The 15,960-nt window shown below is 30.6% G+C and carries 11 protein-coding genes; 5 read left to right on the top strand and 6 right to left on the bottom strand.

Features of this window, described 5'->3' with window-relative positions; all coding sequences use genetic code 11:
• Positions 1-130: 130 nt before the first annotated feature.
• A complete protein-coding gene (locus U0D62_RS10270) occupies positions 131-1,984 on the bottom strand; it encodes a S41 family peptidase (RefSeq protein ID WP_322287189.1) in 1,854 nt (617 codons plus the stop codon).
• A 164-nt stretch (positions 1,985-2,148) separates the two neighbouring features.
• Here U0D62_RS10270 and U0D62_RS10265 point away from each other — a divergent pair, with 164 nt between their 5' ends.
• Together U0D62_RS10265 and U0D62_RS10260 are read left to right on the top strand one after the other, a co-directional pair.
• Positions 2,149-3,156, top strand: coding sequence for a sensor histidine kinase (locus tag U0D62_RS10265; protein ID WP_322287188.1), 1,008 nt, complete (start codon positions 2,149-2,151; stop codon positions 3,154-3,156).
• Positions 3,156-3,863 carry a LytR/AlgR family response regulator transcription factor gene (locus U0D62_RS10260; protein ID WP_322287187.1) on the top strand — a complete coding sequence of 236 codons (708 nt, stop codon included), beginning with the start codon at positions 3,156-3,158 and terminating at the stop codon, positions 3,861-3,863. The genes U0D62_RS10265 and U0D62_RS10260 overlap by 1 nt, the downstream gene beginning before the upstream one ends.
• 99 nt (positions 3,864-3,962) lie before the next feature.
• On the opposite strand, the gene U0D62_RS10255 is transcribed toward U0D62_RS10260, so the two are convergent.
• The 4 genes from U0D62_RS10255 to U0D62_RS10240 form a co-directional block, all read right to left on the bottom strand.
• The gene (locus U0D62_RS10255; protein ID WP_322287186.1) at positions 3,963-4,673 is read right to left on the bottom strand and encodes a LytR/AlgR family response regulator transcription factor; all 711 of its coding nucleotides are present in this window, start codon (positions 4,671-4,673) and stop codon (positions 3,963-3,965) included.
• Positions 4,648-5,526, bottom strand: a complete 879-nt coding sequence (locus U0D62_RS10250; RefSeq protein WP_322287185.1) for a sensor histidine kinase — start codon at positions 5,524-5,526, stop codon at positions 4,648-4,650. Before U0D62_RS10250 ends, U0D62_RS10255 begins: the two co-directional genes overlap by 26 nt.
• A gap of 252 nt (positions 5,527-5,778) precedes the next feature.
• Entirely contained in the window at positions 5,779-6,939 is a 1,161-nt protein-coding gene (locus U0D62_RS10245; protein ID WP_322287184.1) for an amidohydrolase family protein, read from the bottom strand.
• 233 nt (positions 6,940-7,172) lie between these two features.
• Positions 7,173-9,185 carry a sensor histidine kinase gene (locus U0D62_RS10240; protein ID WP_322287183.1) on the bottom strand — a complete coding sequence of 671 codons (2,013 nt, stop codon included), beginning with the start codon at positions 9,183-9,185 and terminating at the stop codon, positions 7,173-7,175.
• 148 nt (positions 9,186-9,333) lie between these two features.
• Between U0D62_RS10240 and U0D62_RS10235 the strand changes: the two genes are divergently transcribed.
• Both U0D62_RS10235 and U0D62_RS10230 read left to right on the top strand, forming a co-directional pair.
• Positions 9,334-10,194 (top strand): hypothetical protein, encoded by an 861-nt coding sequence (locus U0D62_RS10235; protein WP_322287182.1) that lies wholly within the window; start codon positions 9,334-9,336, stop codon positions 10,192-10,194.
• Positions 10,195-10,208: 14 nt separating this feature from the next.
• Positions 10,209-12,449 carry an NAD(P)-binding protein gene (locus U0D62_RS10230; RefSeq protein ID WP_322287181.1) on the top strand — a complete coding sequence of 747 codons (2,241 nt, stop codon included), beginning with the start codon at positions 10,209-10,211 and terminating at the stop codon, positions 12,447-12,449.
• 102 nt (positions 12,450-12,551) lie between these two features.
• Here the strand turns inward: U0D62_RS10230 and U0D62_RS10225 are convergent, their stop codons facing one another.
• Entirely contained in the window at positions 12,552-13,394 is an 843-nt protein-coding gene (locus U0D62_RS10225) for a YitT family protein (RefSeq protein WP_322287180.1), read from the bottom strand.
• Positions 13,395-13,671: 277 nt separating this feature from the next.
• Between U0D62_RS10225 and U0D62_RS10220 the strand changes: the two genes are divergently transcribed.
• The gene (locus tag U0D62_RS10220) at positions 13,672-15,918 is read left to right on the top strand and encodes an APC family permease (protein ID WP_322287179.1); all 2,247 of its coding nucleotides are present in this window, start codon (positions 13,672-13,674) and stop codon (positions 15,916-15,918) included.
• Positions 15,919-15,960 lie beyond the last annotated feature (42 nt).

Raw genomic sequence — 15,960 nt, 5'->3', positions numbered from 1 at the left:
CAGGTTAGAAATTTTATTCTGTGAACTTATATTATTGATCTGTGAATGATTACTTGAGTTCCTAATCCTTATAAAACAGGGTTTATTTCACTCCAATGATCGTTTTGAACAGAATTGATTACTTACATTTCTATTTATTCTTATTAATAATCTCCACTAATTTTTGCAGTTGTGTGTCTTTTCCTGTAAATGTTTGTTCTAAATCTATCGGAATATAAATATCTGGTTCTGTGCCATTTCCATCTAATGTTTTTCCATTCCTTTGGAAAGATAGCATTGTAGATACTTTAACTCTGATATTTGAATTATCTAAATATATTTTTCTTGAATTTCCACTTGAACCATCTGTTGTTACACCTACTATTTTGACATTTGGCAAACCTTTAAATGCGCAGGTAAAAACGGTTGCAGCACTAAAACTTTTTTCATTTACCAAAATATAAACAGGTTTGGTATATAGAGTTTTTCCAGCATGTAAAACCATATAAAATGGACTGCTGAATTTTGAGTTTTTAAATTCTCTTTGGGGTTTAAAATTTTTATTGAACAAATCGATTGCTTCTCTATCAGTGTGCGATAATTTATTTGAATTGTAAGTATATAAATAACGACCATTCATTGATTCTTCATCTGAGGTTATATTTTTATTGGTACGTAGATAAGCGACATTTGCTATCCAAGGTGTTTGTTCTGGTTGTACAATATAACTTGCAAATGTTTGTAAAATCTCTCTTCCACCACCTGGATTATTACGGATATCTATTATCAGCGCCTTTGTATTAGAAAATCCTTCGATAGTACTTTTAATAAAACTCTCCAAACCTTGAATATCTTCATAATGATACATCATTGGGATTTTTATATAACCTATAGTGTCATTTAATAATTTACTTAAATGATTTAATTGTTTAGTTTTTCTAACCTTAATCATTGATTTAAAAGTGTCTTTACTTAGTTTTGATGTATATCCATTTCTGTCAGTTATTAGTTCAACCTGTTCTACTTTATCTATTATATCATTTGTAAAAACTACTTCTACCTTTCTTGATAATTGTTTGTTATTTTTAAATAAAAGCTCTCCATACTTTTGAATTGCCTCAGCTCCGCTTGAAAATTTTACATTTTTTGGAGCTTTCTTGTCTCTGTAATTATAAATATCTATTAAAGTATCTATGCTTACACCGTCTATACTCTTGATATATGGAAATTTGTTATTATAATAAGTATAGTTTTTATCATTTAAGTTTTGTTTTACAGCCATTATTTTTTCATCTACAACAGTAACTCCAAATGGAAGTCTTAAACCGTATGTTTCATAGTTGCTTTTATCAAATGATTTATTCTTAATGGATGAATGTCTATCTCCAATTTCAGACATGATTTTGCCAATTTTATTGACGAATTCATCTATATTTAGATCATCTTTTTTTCTTGAGATAGCAATTTCTAGTTTTTTAATTGCAGACACATAATCAAAGGATGTGAGTTGTGCATAAGATGATCTTACATCTAATATAGATTCAAATTGTTTTAAATCTTTTATTGCTTGTTCTTTACTGATTTTTTGAGGAAACTTTATAGTAGACTTCGATTCTTTATGATTTCTATTATAAACCAAACAATGCTGCCTGTTTTCAAAAGTAAATGTTCCTTTATATGTTTTGGACACACTATCTTTAAACAATTCTAAATCAACTTGTTTATTAGGAATGTAATTTAGCCCTTTTAATACTTCAATTAAGTCTTCAGAAAAACGTTTTTTCCATTTATATCCAAATTTCTTTTTACAAAAATCTAATATTCGTTTTTTACTTAAACTGTCTAATTTTTCAAAATGATACCATTCATTATTAAATAGAACTACAGGCTGATCTTTTTCCCATTTTACCGCTGTAAAAGGAGATGCTTTTTCTAATTCAAGTTTTTGTCCAAATATTGTAAATATGTTTAAAACAAGTATGAATGTTATGATTCTAGTTTTCATTCTTAATTAATTTTTAAAGTAAAACTCTATCAAACCTATTTTTATTTAACCTGTAATAAAAATGAAATCGATCAACATAGTTTGCTAATAGATATCTTAAATGTTTTAATCGATTTGTCCGAATATCATTTTAATATATTTACAAGAGCTTTTTAAAATCAACTATGTTTCAAATATCAGATAAAACAATACAGATTATAAAAACCACTTTTAACGTGATCTTTATATCTATAATAACTATTCAGTTTATAGAAAAAGCTTTTAATACATTACCAAATAAGTGGCTTTTCTTTATCACGAGTGATGCAGTAGAGTATTTTATATTTGCTATAATTTCTTATGTATTATATTATTATGTATCGAAACGCAAACTATTTTGGCATAAAACCAGTTATGTAGTTTTCTTCATTATTATTATAGCATTATTAGCTTCGCTGAAATCTTACAGAATCCATGACAAGGTATTATCTGAAAGAACATTTGATTTTTTTACGGAGTTTCTAGGAAAAACTTTTTTATTCTGTGTACTTATCTACTTTGTAAATCGATTGGAGTTTTTATATCGTTATAAAAAAATAGAGATCGAGTTAAATCAAGTTAAAAAACAGTTGTTAAGGAATCAATTGCATCCCCATTTTTTATTCAATGCTTTTAATTCTTTGTATAGTATGTCATTAAAAAATAATCCAAAAACTCCCGATACTATATTAAAGCTTTCTAATATGATGCGTTATTTAACAGACGATTCTATTTGCAAGCAAGTAAAACTAATTCACGAATTAAAGTTTATTGAAGAGTATATAACTATAGAAAAAATTCGATTTGGAGAACAGGCGAATATTCATTTATATATTGATGGTAATCCTGAAGGAAAAAATATAGAACCATTGCTATTAATGGTTCTTGTTGAAAATGCTTTTAAGCATGGATTTTATACTAATGATATTAATTCTTTTGTAGAGATTAAGGTTAAGATAATTGACCATAATTTATTTTTCACTGTTAAAAATAGCGTACAAAAAAAACAGCATTTTAATAAAAGTAATAGAGAAGGAATTGGATTAAAAAACTTTAAAAAAAGATTGCAATTATCTTATCCTAAAACATCCAAATATAGTTTACAACTTAAAAACAATATATATTTAGCACATCTAGAAATTAACTTACAATAATGGCAAAATATTCAACTATAATCATTGATGATGAACCTTTAGCTATAGATGTTCTTACTCATTATATTAATAGATTTCCTGAATTTTATATTGTGAAAACTTTTACAAATTCAATTGAAGCTTTTAAATATCTAAGTGACAATTTAATCGATTTAGTTTTTACTGATATTGCAATGCCTCAAATTTCGGGCACAGAATTAGTTAAACTCGTACAAAATAAAACACAATTTGTAATGGCTACTTCTTATTCAGAGTATGCCATAGAGAGTTATGAGTTAAATATTATTGATTATCTTCTAAAACCTATATCTTTTGAACGTTTTGCTAAAACTATGGAGCGTTTTAAAGCTAGTAAACAAATTATTAGTTCTAATAGCAATGTAATTGTAAAACCATCATTTTATATCAAAGAAGGCGATGAGTTTGTAAGAGTATTTGTTGAAGACATTGATTATATCGAGGGTATGAAAGATTATGCTAAAATTGTTTGTGGCAAAAATTATTATTTGGCATTAAAAACTTTAAAATCTATTAAAGAAAAATTAAGTAGCTTTGATTTTATTAGGATTCATAAATCGTTCATAGTTCCTTTAAAAAAAATATCTCAATATAATAGCGGATGTGTTTTGATAAATTCTAACGAAATTCCAGTCGGAAGTAGTTATCGGAATTATTTAAAAAAATACCTTGAAGAAAATAAACTATAAATAAATTTCAACCTACAAATACTTTATACTACTCTCCTATCATAGCTTCTGGGTAAAGAATATTCTATTACCTTTTATTACAAACAGTGCTCAATAAAATCAAGATCGTTCTATGAGGTTATTTCCAATTATAGCCTGATATACTTGGTTTCTGAGTGCTCTGCTTATTTTTATTCTATTACCAGCAACATAAATTAAGTTACCTTCTAGTTTATTGATATGATTAAATGCAACCAAATAGTATCTATGTACTCTTATAAATTTTTCTTTTGGTAATTCCTGCTCTATATGTTTAAGTGATACCAGAGTAAGATACTGATCATTGACTGTATGAATTTTTACATAATCCTGAGCAGTTTCGATAAATGTAATGTCTTCTATTAAAATCTTGATGATCATTCCATCACTCTTAATAAAAATATGATCTTTTACATCATTATTTATCTTTCTTTCTTTATCTAAATCTATCGTTTTATTAACAGCTTTAAGGAATCTACTGTATGAAAATGGTTTTAATAAAAAGTCAACCGCATTCAATTCAAACCCGTCTAGTGCAAATTCACGATGAGCAGTTGTAAATATTACATTAGGAAGAGTTGAAAGTGCTTTCATAAGCTCAATCCCTGTCATATCTGGCATTTGAATATCTAAGAAAATAATATCTACAGAGCTTTGTTTTAAGAACTCGATAGCATCCATAGCTGAAGAAAATGATTTGGTAAGCTCTAAAAAAGAGGTTCGGCTAATAAAATCCTCTAACCCTTCTCTTGCCAGTGGTTCATCATCAACTATTAAGCATTTCATTTTCATTTAGTTGGATTTTTAGATTTACTATAAATTTAGCGTTTTTACTTTCTATATGTAACAGATGTTTATTGGGATAAATTAGGGCTAATCTTTTTTTTACGTTTGTTAAACCTATACCCTTACCCTTTTCTGATGAATTTTGAATGTGTTTATTAGAAACTGTATTTTCAACCTTAAAATTTAAAACATGATTAAATTCTATAGAAGCAATTATTTTAATTTTATATCCAGTACTACTTTGTCCGTGTTTAAAAGCATTTTCTACAAGTGGTAATAAAATCATTGGAGTTATTGTTAACTCTTCTTTGTATTTAGGAAAAGAACATTCAACTATAACCAGATCTCCGTGTCTAATTTTTTCAATAGCAATGTAATTTTTAAGATTATCAAACTCCCTATATAATTCGATATTTTTTTTACTGGTTTCATATAACTGATGACTTAGAATTTCTGAAAATTGTAGTAACATATTTTTTCCACTTTCGAGGTTTTTTCCAAGCATGATATAAATGCTATTTAATGAATTAAAAAGAAAATGAGGGTTTATTTGATTCTTTAATAAGTTCAATTCGGTTTCTAACTGTTTTTGTTCTATTTCTTTCAAGGAGCGTTCTTTTTTGTACCAAGCATCCGTTAAAAAAAGGGTCATTGATAAACAAAGTGATAGAATAATCTCAGTAATTATGGCAATTTTTCCGGCAATACTAACAAAGAAAATAGATGTGGGTAGATGAACATCTATGCTTTTAAAATAAAAAGAAAGATAATAAGAAGTAAATATTGTGGTGATGATAATACTTGTTATCAATAGCAGTGTAAAAGGAACAATTCTTTTCTTAAATAAGAATTTAGGCATTAAGAAATACAAATTGAAATATACTAATACTGCATAAGGGATGAATGTGAATATATTGGTTTTCAGGTTCTCCAATATGTTTTTATGGTAATTGAGATCATGTACGCTCCACAAAAGAAGAAATAGAATCCAAAAAAAAACATGTTTGATTAATTTGTTAGATCTCATATTTTTCCTTTTTGTTTAAAGTTACATCAGTGTCTACGAATTAACTTTATTAGCTATCTATTTTTATTCACTAAAAATCTATACTTATTTTAAAACTACTCCTTGCTTTACCCTAATAGCTATATGATTATTGATATTACTAATATCTTTAATAGGGTTCTTATCCAATACCAAAAAACTAGCTTCATAACTTTCTTTCAGCGCACCTATTTTTCTATTTGGAAAAATCGTTTTCGGTGCATTTTCAGTCCACATTTTTAATAACTCCAAATTACTAAAAACGTTTAATTGTTGTAAAATTTCAAATTCTCCAGTTGAATTGTCATTATACATATCAGATCCCAGAGCAATTGTTACACCATGATCTTTAAGTAATTTCAGATTTAATGAAATATTATTTACTAAATCATTATAATTAGAAGCTTTTCGTCTTTTAGTAACAAGAGATACTGTAGTTACTACTACAATTCCTTTTTCCTTGGCTAATAATACATCTACTTTATCAATAGGTTTTCCATTTTTTATTTCTGGAAGATGAGCAATCTCATCAACTCCAGCATTTACAGCAATATAAAAATCATAAGCAGTTTCAACATGTGCACTTACTCTTAACCCCTCTGCATGTGCTTTGTTAACAATAAGTGGTACCAACTTAGGATTTAAACCTTTTTTACCAAAATATGAGGTGTCATTTTTTCTTTTATTATATTCTTCTGAATACAAAAGGTTTATCTTGATAAAGTCAGGTGAAAATGATAGTATCGTATCCCACTTGTTTTCAAGATCTTTCTTATTATCTATTCGAACATATCCGTGAAATTCTATTTCTTCGATAGAATTAAATAAGCCATCAAAATAACCATAGCTCAAATGTCTTTTGCGTAGAGCAATAGGATGCCCACCACTTGCTGTTAAAGGGGCATGAGCTAAGCTTACATCTATACCATCTGGTTTATTATAATTAAACATTAATGGAGCTATTCGTTTTTTGATTGATGAAAGATGTTTTACATAAAATACTCCATTGTCTAAATATGAGTGAATCCTTTTATCTAATTCATAACTACTTTCCAAATTATGATTATGTGCATCCGCAAATGGAGGTATTATATACTTTCCTGAAAGATTTATAATAGTATCAATTGGATGGTTAATATTTTTAAAATAAATCAATCCATCTTTTATCCAAACTGTTTTATTCTCAAATATTTCTCCATTAAACCAATTTCCATGAATCAGTTTCATGACCTTACTATTTAAATTCTTTTTTGCGTAAAGTGTTTGTTTATCATTTTTTTGGGATACACAAGAGATGCTTAAAAAAGCTAAAAAGACAAGAGTCAGATATTTATTCATTACATATTACAATTCTATTTCACACTAAAATAACTGTATTAGAACGTAATACTTAAAATTAATCGCTGGCATGAATATGCTAGTAGATAGAAAGTAATTTATGATAGATAAGCCTATGTTATCTAACTTTTAGAATCAAAAGAAATAATAAATTTGGTTCCGACACCTAATTGGCTTTCGCAATGAATTTGACCATTCATGACTTCTACATATTTTTTTACGATGGATAATCCCAATCCTATAGATGACTCACCTGCTGTGGGTTGTGCACTTAGTCTCTGAAATCTTCCAAATAGTTTTTTCTGATCTTCTTCACTAATACCAGGGCCATTATCTTCAACCACAATATGAGTTTTATTATCATGAGATTTTACATGTAGTATTATTTTACTTCCTTTTTCAGAAAATTTAATAGCATTAGAAAGCAAGTTTTCTAAAACTTGTATCAAATAATTTTTATCGACTTCAACAAAATGATTCCCTTCTTCTGCCTCTATTGATATTTTGATATTTTTTTCTTCAGAAATAAGGAAAAAACGCTGCGCCATATATTCAATCAATTCAACCATATTAATGATTTCATTCATTAATTTGATTTGATTTGCTTCCAAAGCGTGTGTATTTAAAATACGGCCAATCATATCTGTTAACCGATCAACCGAGTTATCAATTTCGGTTAAATAAGTATTTTGATCCTCAGTTAATTTCATAGCAGGTATATCAAGAAGCCATATCAATCCCTTCATTTGATGTAAAGGAGTTCTAAGATCATGAGCGACCATATCTACCAGCATATCTTTTTCTTCATTCAAATTAACTAGTGCTTTATTTTGACTAGCAACTTCAGCCGTTCGTTCCTGAACTTTCTCTTCTAATATAAAATTTTGCTCTTGAATAAGTCTTTCATTTTCTTTGGCTGCTATTAAAGCTTCTAATTGCGCATCTTCTTTTTGCTTTTTGTACATATTTATGCGATCACCAAGTGCAAAAGAAAGTAATAATACTTCTAAAGCAGATCCAATTTGCATTGCATTTAAGTACGTCATTACAAAAGTTATATTTAACGACTCAAGTATAGCAAAACAAATACCTACAACAAGAGTTCCCCAGGCAAGTAAGTAATATTTGGCAGGGCGATATCCTTTTAATTTAAATCGAATACCCAATACGAGAAAGTATGCAGCCATAATAAGAAGACCACCTTGAGCTAATTTTAAACCTTCTATTTTAAAGCCCAGTACTACAAGTATACATACCAAAAAACCTAAAATAAGAAACACCATCGATCCTTTGTGCATCTTAGGATCTGATGCTTTTGTGTTCAAAAACTTTTGGGTAAACAATGTAGCTGTAATCATGGTTAAACCTGAACTGACGACTACTAACCCATTAAGAAATGGGAAATTAGGCCAGAAATATTCAAAGAAATAACCAAATACTGAAGCCATAAACCAAGTGATACTGACAACATAAGCTATGTAATAGAGATATATCTTCTCTCTAGTAGAAAAATATAAAAAAAGATTATATAGGAATATCAATAGCATAAAACCAAAATAGATTCCTTGAAGGAAGTCTAAATCGTGCTCATACGCAGCAAAGTCCCGAAGTGTTCCTACTCTGAGTAGGAAAAACAAAGGTTGATCACTCTTTACTCTTAGATAAAAGGTTCGAGTACTATTTGGTTCAAAATCTAGTGCAAACAGATAATTTCCTACTTCAATTTCTCTGCTATCAAAAGGTAAATCATCACCAGTATGGCGTGTAGAAACAAGTCGATTTTGTTCATCAAACTCATACAGCGATATCGAATCAATATAAGCAGAACCTACGTTGAGATAAAAGTCACCAGGTTTGTCCTTAGTAATGTTGAATTTTAACCAGTAAGCAGAAGCAGTGCTGGAAAAATTTATGGTTTCTTTAGAATTAGGTTTAAACTTAGCATCAATACCATCATTAATGATTTCTTGAATAGATAATCTAAGTGAAGAATCCTCCAGATAATAGGTTTGTTTTCCGATATCTTGCAATTCTTTTGAATCATCCAGAAGAATTGCTGTTTGACTAAATGAATTAAGAGAAGATAATAATATAATCGATAAAAGCCCCAGATAGTATTTAAAATTGACTGCCATTCTTGCTACTAAATATTTTCAAAAATCATTTTCGCATAATAAGTAAATTTAAGAAATATACTGGTAAAATTTCCTAAAAATATTTATTGCAAATAACAGTTTAACTTGTAAATTTAGCAGGTATATATTAAAAAATTATACAACTGTTATGAACCAACTTAAAACACTTCAGAGTAAAGCTGAAGAAATTGTACTTAGTGTTTCTAATAATCCACAAGGTCGATATCAATTACGTTACGAATTCTATCAAAAATATGGAGAGCCTATAATTAAAGGAAGCGAAGGGTTAGGGAATTCTGAATTAGCATTTATAGACTGGGAAATAAAAAGAGGGACACTTAACCCTATGGATGCAAAACATCCAGGTAGTCCCTGGTGGAGAGAAGTTAATAGTCATTTTCTCTATGTAGCCACACTTGCCCAATTGATCAAAGAATCTGGTGAGACATTTCAGGATTTACCTGTTCCGGTTAATTTTTGGCTTAACTATATTAATACACCAAATGAATGTTCATGGTATCGTGCTCATAATTCTAGTATTATTTCTGGATATCAGGTGGCTGATTCACTAGCTTTTAAAGAGAATATCTATGAACAATATTTTATCAATATTGTACTCTACCGTTTACTTTATGCTCAGTCGATGGTTGAAGGTGTAAGTTTTGGAATTTTGGGTAAAATATTTGCAAACCCTCGAGGATCTGCTGTTTCAATAATCACAGATATAGAAGCTTTTTATCCAAGCCACTATCCATTATCAAAAGAGGACATCAAGTACGTTACTCATCATGCTCATAATTTGATCGGTTTGATTGAAGATGTTTTTGATAAGCTATTCATTCTACCTCATTTGGACAAATTATATACTGAAGCTGCTAAGTGGAACAAGTCTCCGATACTAATGAAATTTATTAAGAATAATAAACCAGTTTATCCGATTAATCAAAGTGAATTGAGCTCGACACATTTCAGTGAAGAATTAACAACTAAAATAATCCATACTCCATAAAAATTAACAAATCAATGCAAAACAAAGAAGAAAATAAAAAGAAAATAGCTGTCTTGGGTAGTGGTATGTCATCGCTTGCCTCTGTTTATGAACTTACCTCATATGAAAACTGGCAGGATCATTATGATATTACCATTTATCAAATGGGTTGGAGATTAGGAGGAAAAACTGCTACTGGTAGAGGTCCAAAAGAAAGGATTCAAGAGCATGGTATTCATATCGCACAAGGATGGTATGAAAATGCTTTTCGTTTGATCCAGGATTCCTATAAAGAATGTGAAAAACATAATCTGATGCCAGATAGCCCTTTTAAGTCTTGGGAAGATGGTTTTGATCGTGAGGATACTACACTACTCACTCATTTTGATCCTAAAACAAATCAATGGATTAAAAAGAATATTATTTTTCCATCTAACGAATATATCCCTGGTCAAGGAGGACCCTTACCATTTTCTGCTATTATTCAAAAAGCTTTAGGGTTAGTTGCTGAAATTCTGTTTGGTACAGACCCAAATAAGGACAATCTGGTTAATATGGCTTCAGAATCAGCCAAAGAAATTAAGGCACCGGAGCACCATCCACTTTGGGAAAGTTTTAAATCAGAATTAGAAGGGTTTGTAAAAGACAAAATTTTTAAACACGAAGGTGAAAAATTGTTGAATTACCTATCTGGATTAGTCAAAGATTTGGATAATAGTAAAGATAAAGATGATACACATCGAAAGAATCATCATTCTATTATCAAAGAGTTACTGGATGTACTTTCTAAATGGGTGGCTAAGCTTATTGATTCTATAGCTGATCACAATGAGTATTTCTATTGGTTAGCCGTTTTTGTAGAATTCGGGCTAGTCAATATGAAAGGAACATTTGAAGATGTTTATGATCCAGAAACTCATGAATTAGATTATGAACGTATCAATGATTTGGATTATCGAGCATGGCTCAAAAAACATGGAGCTAGTGAACGATTATTGAGTTCTGCCATGGTTAGATTTCTATACACCGGAACATTTCATAATTTAACAGGAGCTGATCAACAAGGTAGTTTAGCAGCTGGAGTTGGGCTTCATTTTCTAACAAATTCTGCAGGTTATAAAGGATCTTTTGTATGGAAATTCAAAGCAGGAACTGCAGATACAATGATTACTCCTATTTACCTAGTACTTAAGAACAGAGGGGTGAAATTTAAATTTTTCCATAAAGTTGAGCAAGTACATTATTCAGGTTCAGGAGAAATAGAAAAGGTATCTATGGCTGAACAGGTTACATTAAAAAATGGCACCTACGACCCTACTTATAAACTTAAAGGTCTTGATGTATGGCCAGGGGAACCGCTTTATGATCAAATAGAAGATCAACAAGCCAAAGCACTTAAGGAGGGTAACTATGACATTGAAGAATCATGGTGTGGATGGAAAAATGTGGGCCAGGTTTCCCTAGAAAAAAGTAAAGATTTTGACTATGTGATATTAGGAATACCTATAGATGTTTTAGGTGGCGATGAAGGTATTTGCAAGGAGATTATCGATAACAATGAGGCATGGAGCAATATGTATAATCATGTGAAGAGTATTCCCACTATGTCTATGCAATTGTGGATTAAACCTACATTAAAGGAGTTAGGAATGAATTTACCAGATTGGGGCTTTCCAGAAGGGTCTTTACCTAACTTGGTAACATATGCTGATCCTCAGTATTCATTTATAGATATGTCACAAGTCTTGCCATATGAAGATTGGAATAATGAGGAACCAGGTGTGTTGATCTATTATACTGGATCCTTTTTAGATCCTGAAGTTATTCCACCTTTCTCGGATCATAATTATCCGCATGAACAATTAGAGCGTATCATGCGTGTTTCTGAACAATGGCTGAGAGATAAAATGGGCTGGTTTTTTAAGAATGCTACTACATTAGAGTATCCTGAAGGAATGAGATTGGATGTGATCCATGATTTTTCAGAAACTGCTAAAACCGATTATGGTCGACTAAAAACTCAATTCTTTAGAGCTAATGTAAATCCAACCGATAGATATACATTATCACTTCCTGGTTCAAACAAATATCGCTTAAAAGCAAATGAATCTGGTTTTGATAACCTTATCATTACCGGAGATTGGATTAATTTTGGAGTTAATGTTGGTTATTATGAAGGTGCTATTGTTGCAGGTCTTCAAGCAGGTCAGGTAGTACGTGATAAACTTGGATTAACAAGTGAAACTGAAATTTTTAGCGGAGTTAAAATGAAATAAAAAGAGTAATATTTTAGAATAAAAAGGGCCTACTAAAACTATTAGTAGACCCTTTTTATATTTAATTCAATTATTGAAGAGCCGCTTCTTTTGCAATTATTATTAATTCAAAAACTTGGTTCCCAACATTTGAGAAGCATCTATTACAATCATTTTTGCAGTAGTGTCTTCAGAATAAATTATTTGTTTTAATAAATTAAGTCTATTTACCGGTACGGTAACAAAAATTACGTGTTTTTCTTCAGTAAGGCTTAAATTATTACCTCTTACTAATGTTCCGTTTACACCAATTTTCTCATTGATTAATAAACCAATTTTTTCTAAATTATTAGATGAGGAAATATGAACAATGCGTTCATTAGGACGTCCTGTTAAAACGATATCAACTAATTTTGTTGTAGTAAAAATACTTATCATACTCCACAATGCAAGCTCAACATCCCTAAAAACAATTCCTGTAGCTACTATAACAATAGCGTCCAAAATAAGAATTACTGTTCCCGTTTTTAAAGAAGTTTTAGAAGTTATGATTCGTGCTATAATTGTTCCTCCTCCAGCAGAACCGCCTCCTTTAAATATAAAACCAATCCCCACTCCAACAGCTACTCCTCCATATAATGTTGCTAATAAAGGTTCATTACTTAAAGGTTGCAAATCCACAAATTGAGAAAGTACATCGATAAACAAACTGGTTATTAATATGGCGATAGTACTTTTTATTGCAAAATATTTTCCTAAATATTTAATACTTACCAATAACAACGGAATGTTTATTGTAGCGAATAATATACCTATAGAGATTTTAAAAATACTATTAAAAATAATGGCTAAACCACCTGTACCTCCCATAGCAATACTATTAGGACTTAAAAAGCCTACAACGCCAAATGCCATTGAAGCACAACCAATAAGTATAAAAAAATAATTAAGAAATTCTTTCTTCATTTTATATAAATCAAAAACGCAAAGTTAAAACAATCTATTAGTAGTAGCTGTAGAAAATCTTTGGTTTTACTAATACATTATATACATAAAGTAATCAGATATTTAAATTTTTCTTCATACAGTTAATTAAGTATATGATCAAAAAGTAAAACACAAAGAATAATCCGCCTTAAAATGCTTTATTTTAGAGATTTATAAGTAAAAATCTGTCTTTTTTCTTCTATCTTTAATACAGAGTCAATTTTTGTCTATTAATATTTAACACAGCTAGGATCTAATGACTGGAAAATCAAAATCATCTCAGTCTGCCCATAAGTTTGGAACTTTTTTGGGTGTCTACCTGCCAAGTATTCTTACGATATTGGGGCTGATTATGTACCTGCGGTTTGGTTGGGTTTTGGGTAACTTAGGTTTAATTAAAACCATTATTGTTGTTTTAATAGCTAGTTCTATTACTTTTATTACAGGATTGAGTGCATCTGCTATTGCTACTAATATTAAAGTAGGCGTAGGTGGTGAATATTTTATGATATCACGAAGCCTCGGATTAGAACCTGGAGGAGCTATTGGAATCCCTCTTTATTTATGTAGAACATTAAGTGTTACTTTTTATTGCTATGGCCTTTCAGAAGCAATTTTAGCATTGTGGCCTATTACTGGAATAGCGCTTCCTTCGTATGTATTGCAATTAATGACGATCGGTTTTATTGTACTGATTACGGTTCTTTCTGGGAAGAGTGCGAAGCTTGTATTACGTTCTCAAATCCCTATTATGATTATAGTAGGAATTTCAATTATAGCGTTGATTATTGGGGTGTTGAGCAAAGATCTGCAATCTCCCATTACTGAAGCTACATACCGAACAGCTCCTGAAGGGTTTTGGTACATCTTTGCTGTTTTTTTTCCGGCAGTTACTGGGTTTACTGCGGGAATTGGCATGAGTGGAGACCTAAAGAATCCTCAGAAATCAATTCCGCGAGGAACCTTGGGTGCTGTTATTTCTGGTGCGATTATCTACCTTATTATTCCTCTTTTACTGGCTATAACAGGAGCACTAACTATTGAACAAATGACTGATTCTGAAGCTGGTGTTACCATATGGACACGTTTGGCAATTTTTGGCCCTTGGATTGTATACCCGGCAGTTTGGGGAGCGGTTTTATCCTCTGCGTTTGGTAGTATACTAGGAGGACCACGAATTCTACAAGCTTTATCTATGGATGGTTTGGCTCCAAAATTCCTGAGCAAACTTTCCAGATCTGGACAACCAACTATTGCAACTTGGATTAGTGGGGCTATCGCCGTGAGCGCTGTTTTTTTAGGAGGACTTAATACGATCGCTCAATATGTTTCAGTTTTGTTTCTTACTTTATACGTTGCTGTAAATATGAGTGCTGCCATCGAACAGTTGATCAAAGAACCTTCTTACCGACCTACCATAAATGTCCCTTGGTATATCTCTATACTTGGTGCTATTGCAGCTATGATAGTAATGTGGTTAATCAATCCATTGGCATTTGCATTTGCCCTAGGATTGGAACTACTCATTTTTATGTATCTAATGAGTAAAAAACTCGAACAACAATGGGGTGATGCTTCAACTGGAATTTGGATGCATTTAGGACGATATGCCTTACTTAGATTGAATGCAAAAAAAATGCATCCGCGAAATTGGAGACCGATAATTATATTATTCATTCATGATTTAAAAGAACATATCGAATTAGTTAGATTTACTGAAATGCTTGGACAAAACAGTGGACTTCTAACAATTTCTAAACTGATTACTCCCGAAGATAAAGATGAACTTCCTTTACGAAATGAAATTGCACGTGAAATGCAAAAGGATTTGAATTCTTTTGGTCTCCAAGCACTTACCGAAGTTCACGTAGTAACAGATCTTAAATATGGTATGAATCAGGTAGCAGCAGGACACGGAATTGCCGGGATCAAAACAAATACTGTGGTTTTTGGTTGGTCTTCTACTAAAAGTGGTAAAATAAAAGAATTAGAAATCATTACTAAGTTGACCAGGTCAGGTAAGAATATTTTAATCGCACAAATTAAAAAACCTTTTCCTAAGAAAATTAAAAAAAGAATCGATATATGGTGGCGTGGGCAAGAAAATAACGGTGATCTTATGGTTCTACTCGCCTATTTAATTCAATTAAATAATAAATGGAAAAAGTCTTCAATTCGTATTTTTTCTGTTACTCATTCTGAAGATGAGAAGCAAATTTTAGAGGATCATATTAGGTTATCAATTCGAGAAGCTCGAATTGATGTCAAAGTCATTGTAATTTTAGCTCAACCACAAGAGAATGCTTTAGATATATTATTAGCAAAGAGTAAATATGTGGATCTCGTGTTTTTGGGCTTAGCAAGAAGAACTAATGAAATCGAGGAACACGTGTTATTTATAGATGAGATATTGTCAAAATTGAACCGAGTTGTACTGGTACAAAATAATGGAATGAAAAATGAGATTCCAACCATTTTCGGGTCAACAAAATCAAATGATTAAGACTTTTTATCTTCTACCAATGTTTTTCTTAAACTACCTGAA

Source organism: Aquimarina callyspongiae (genome assembly GCF_034322225.1).
In the GTDB taxonomy this organism is placed as follows: Bacteria; Bacteroidota; Bacteroidia; order Flavobacteriales; family Flavobacteriaceae; genus Aquimarina.
This window is presented reverse-complemented; position numbering and strand designations above follow the sequence as displayed.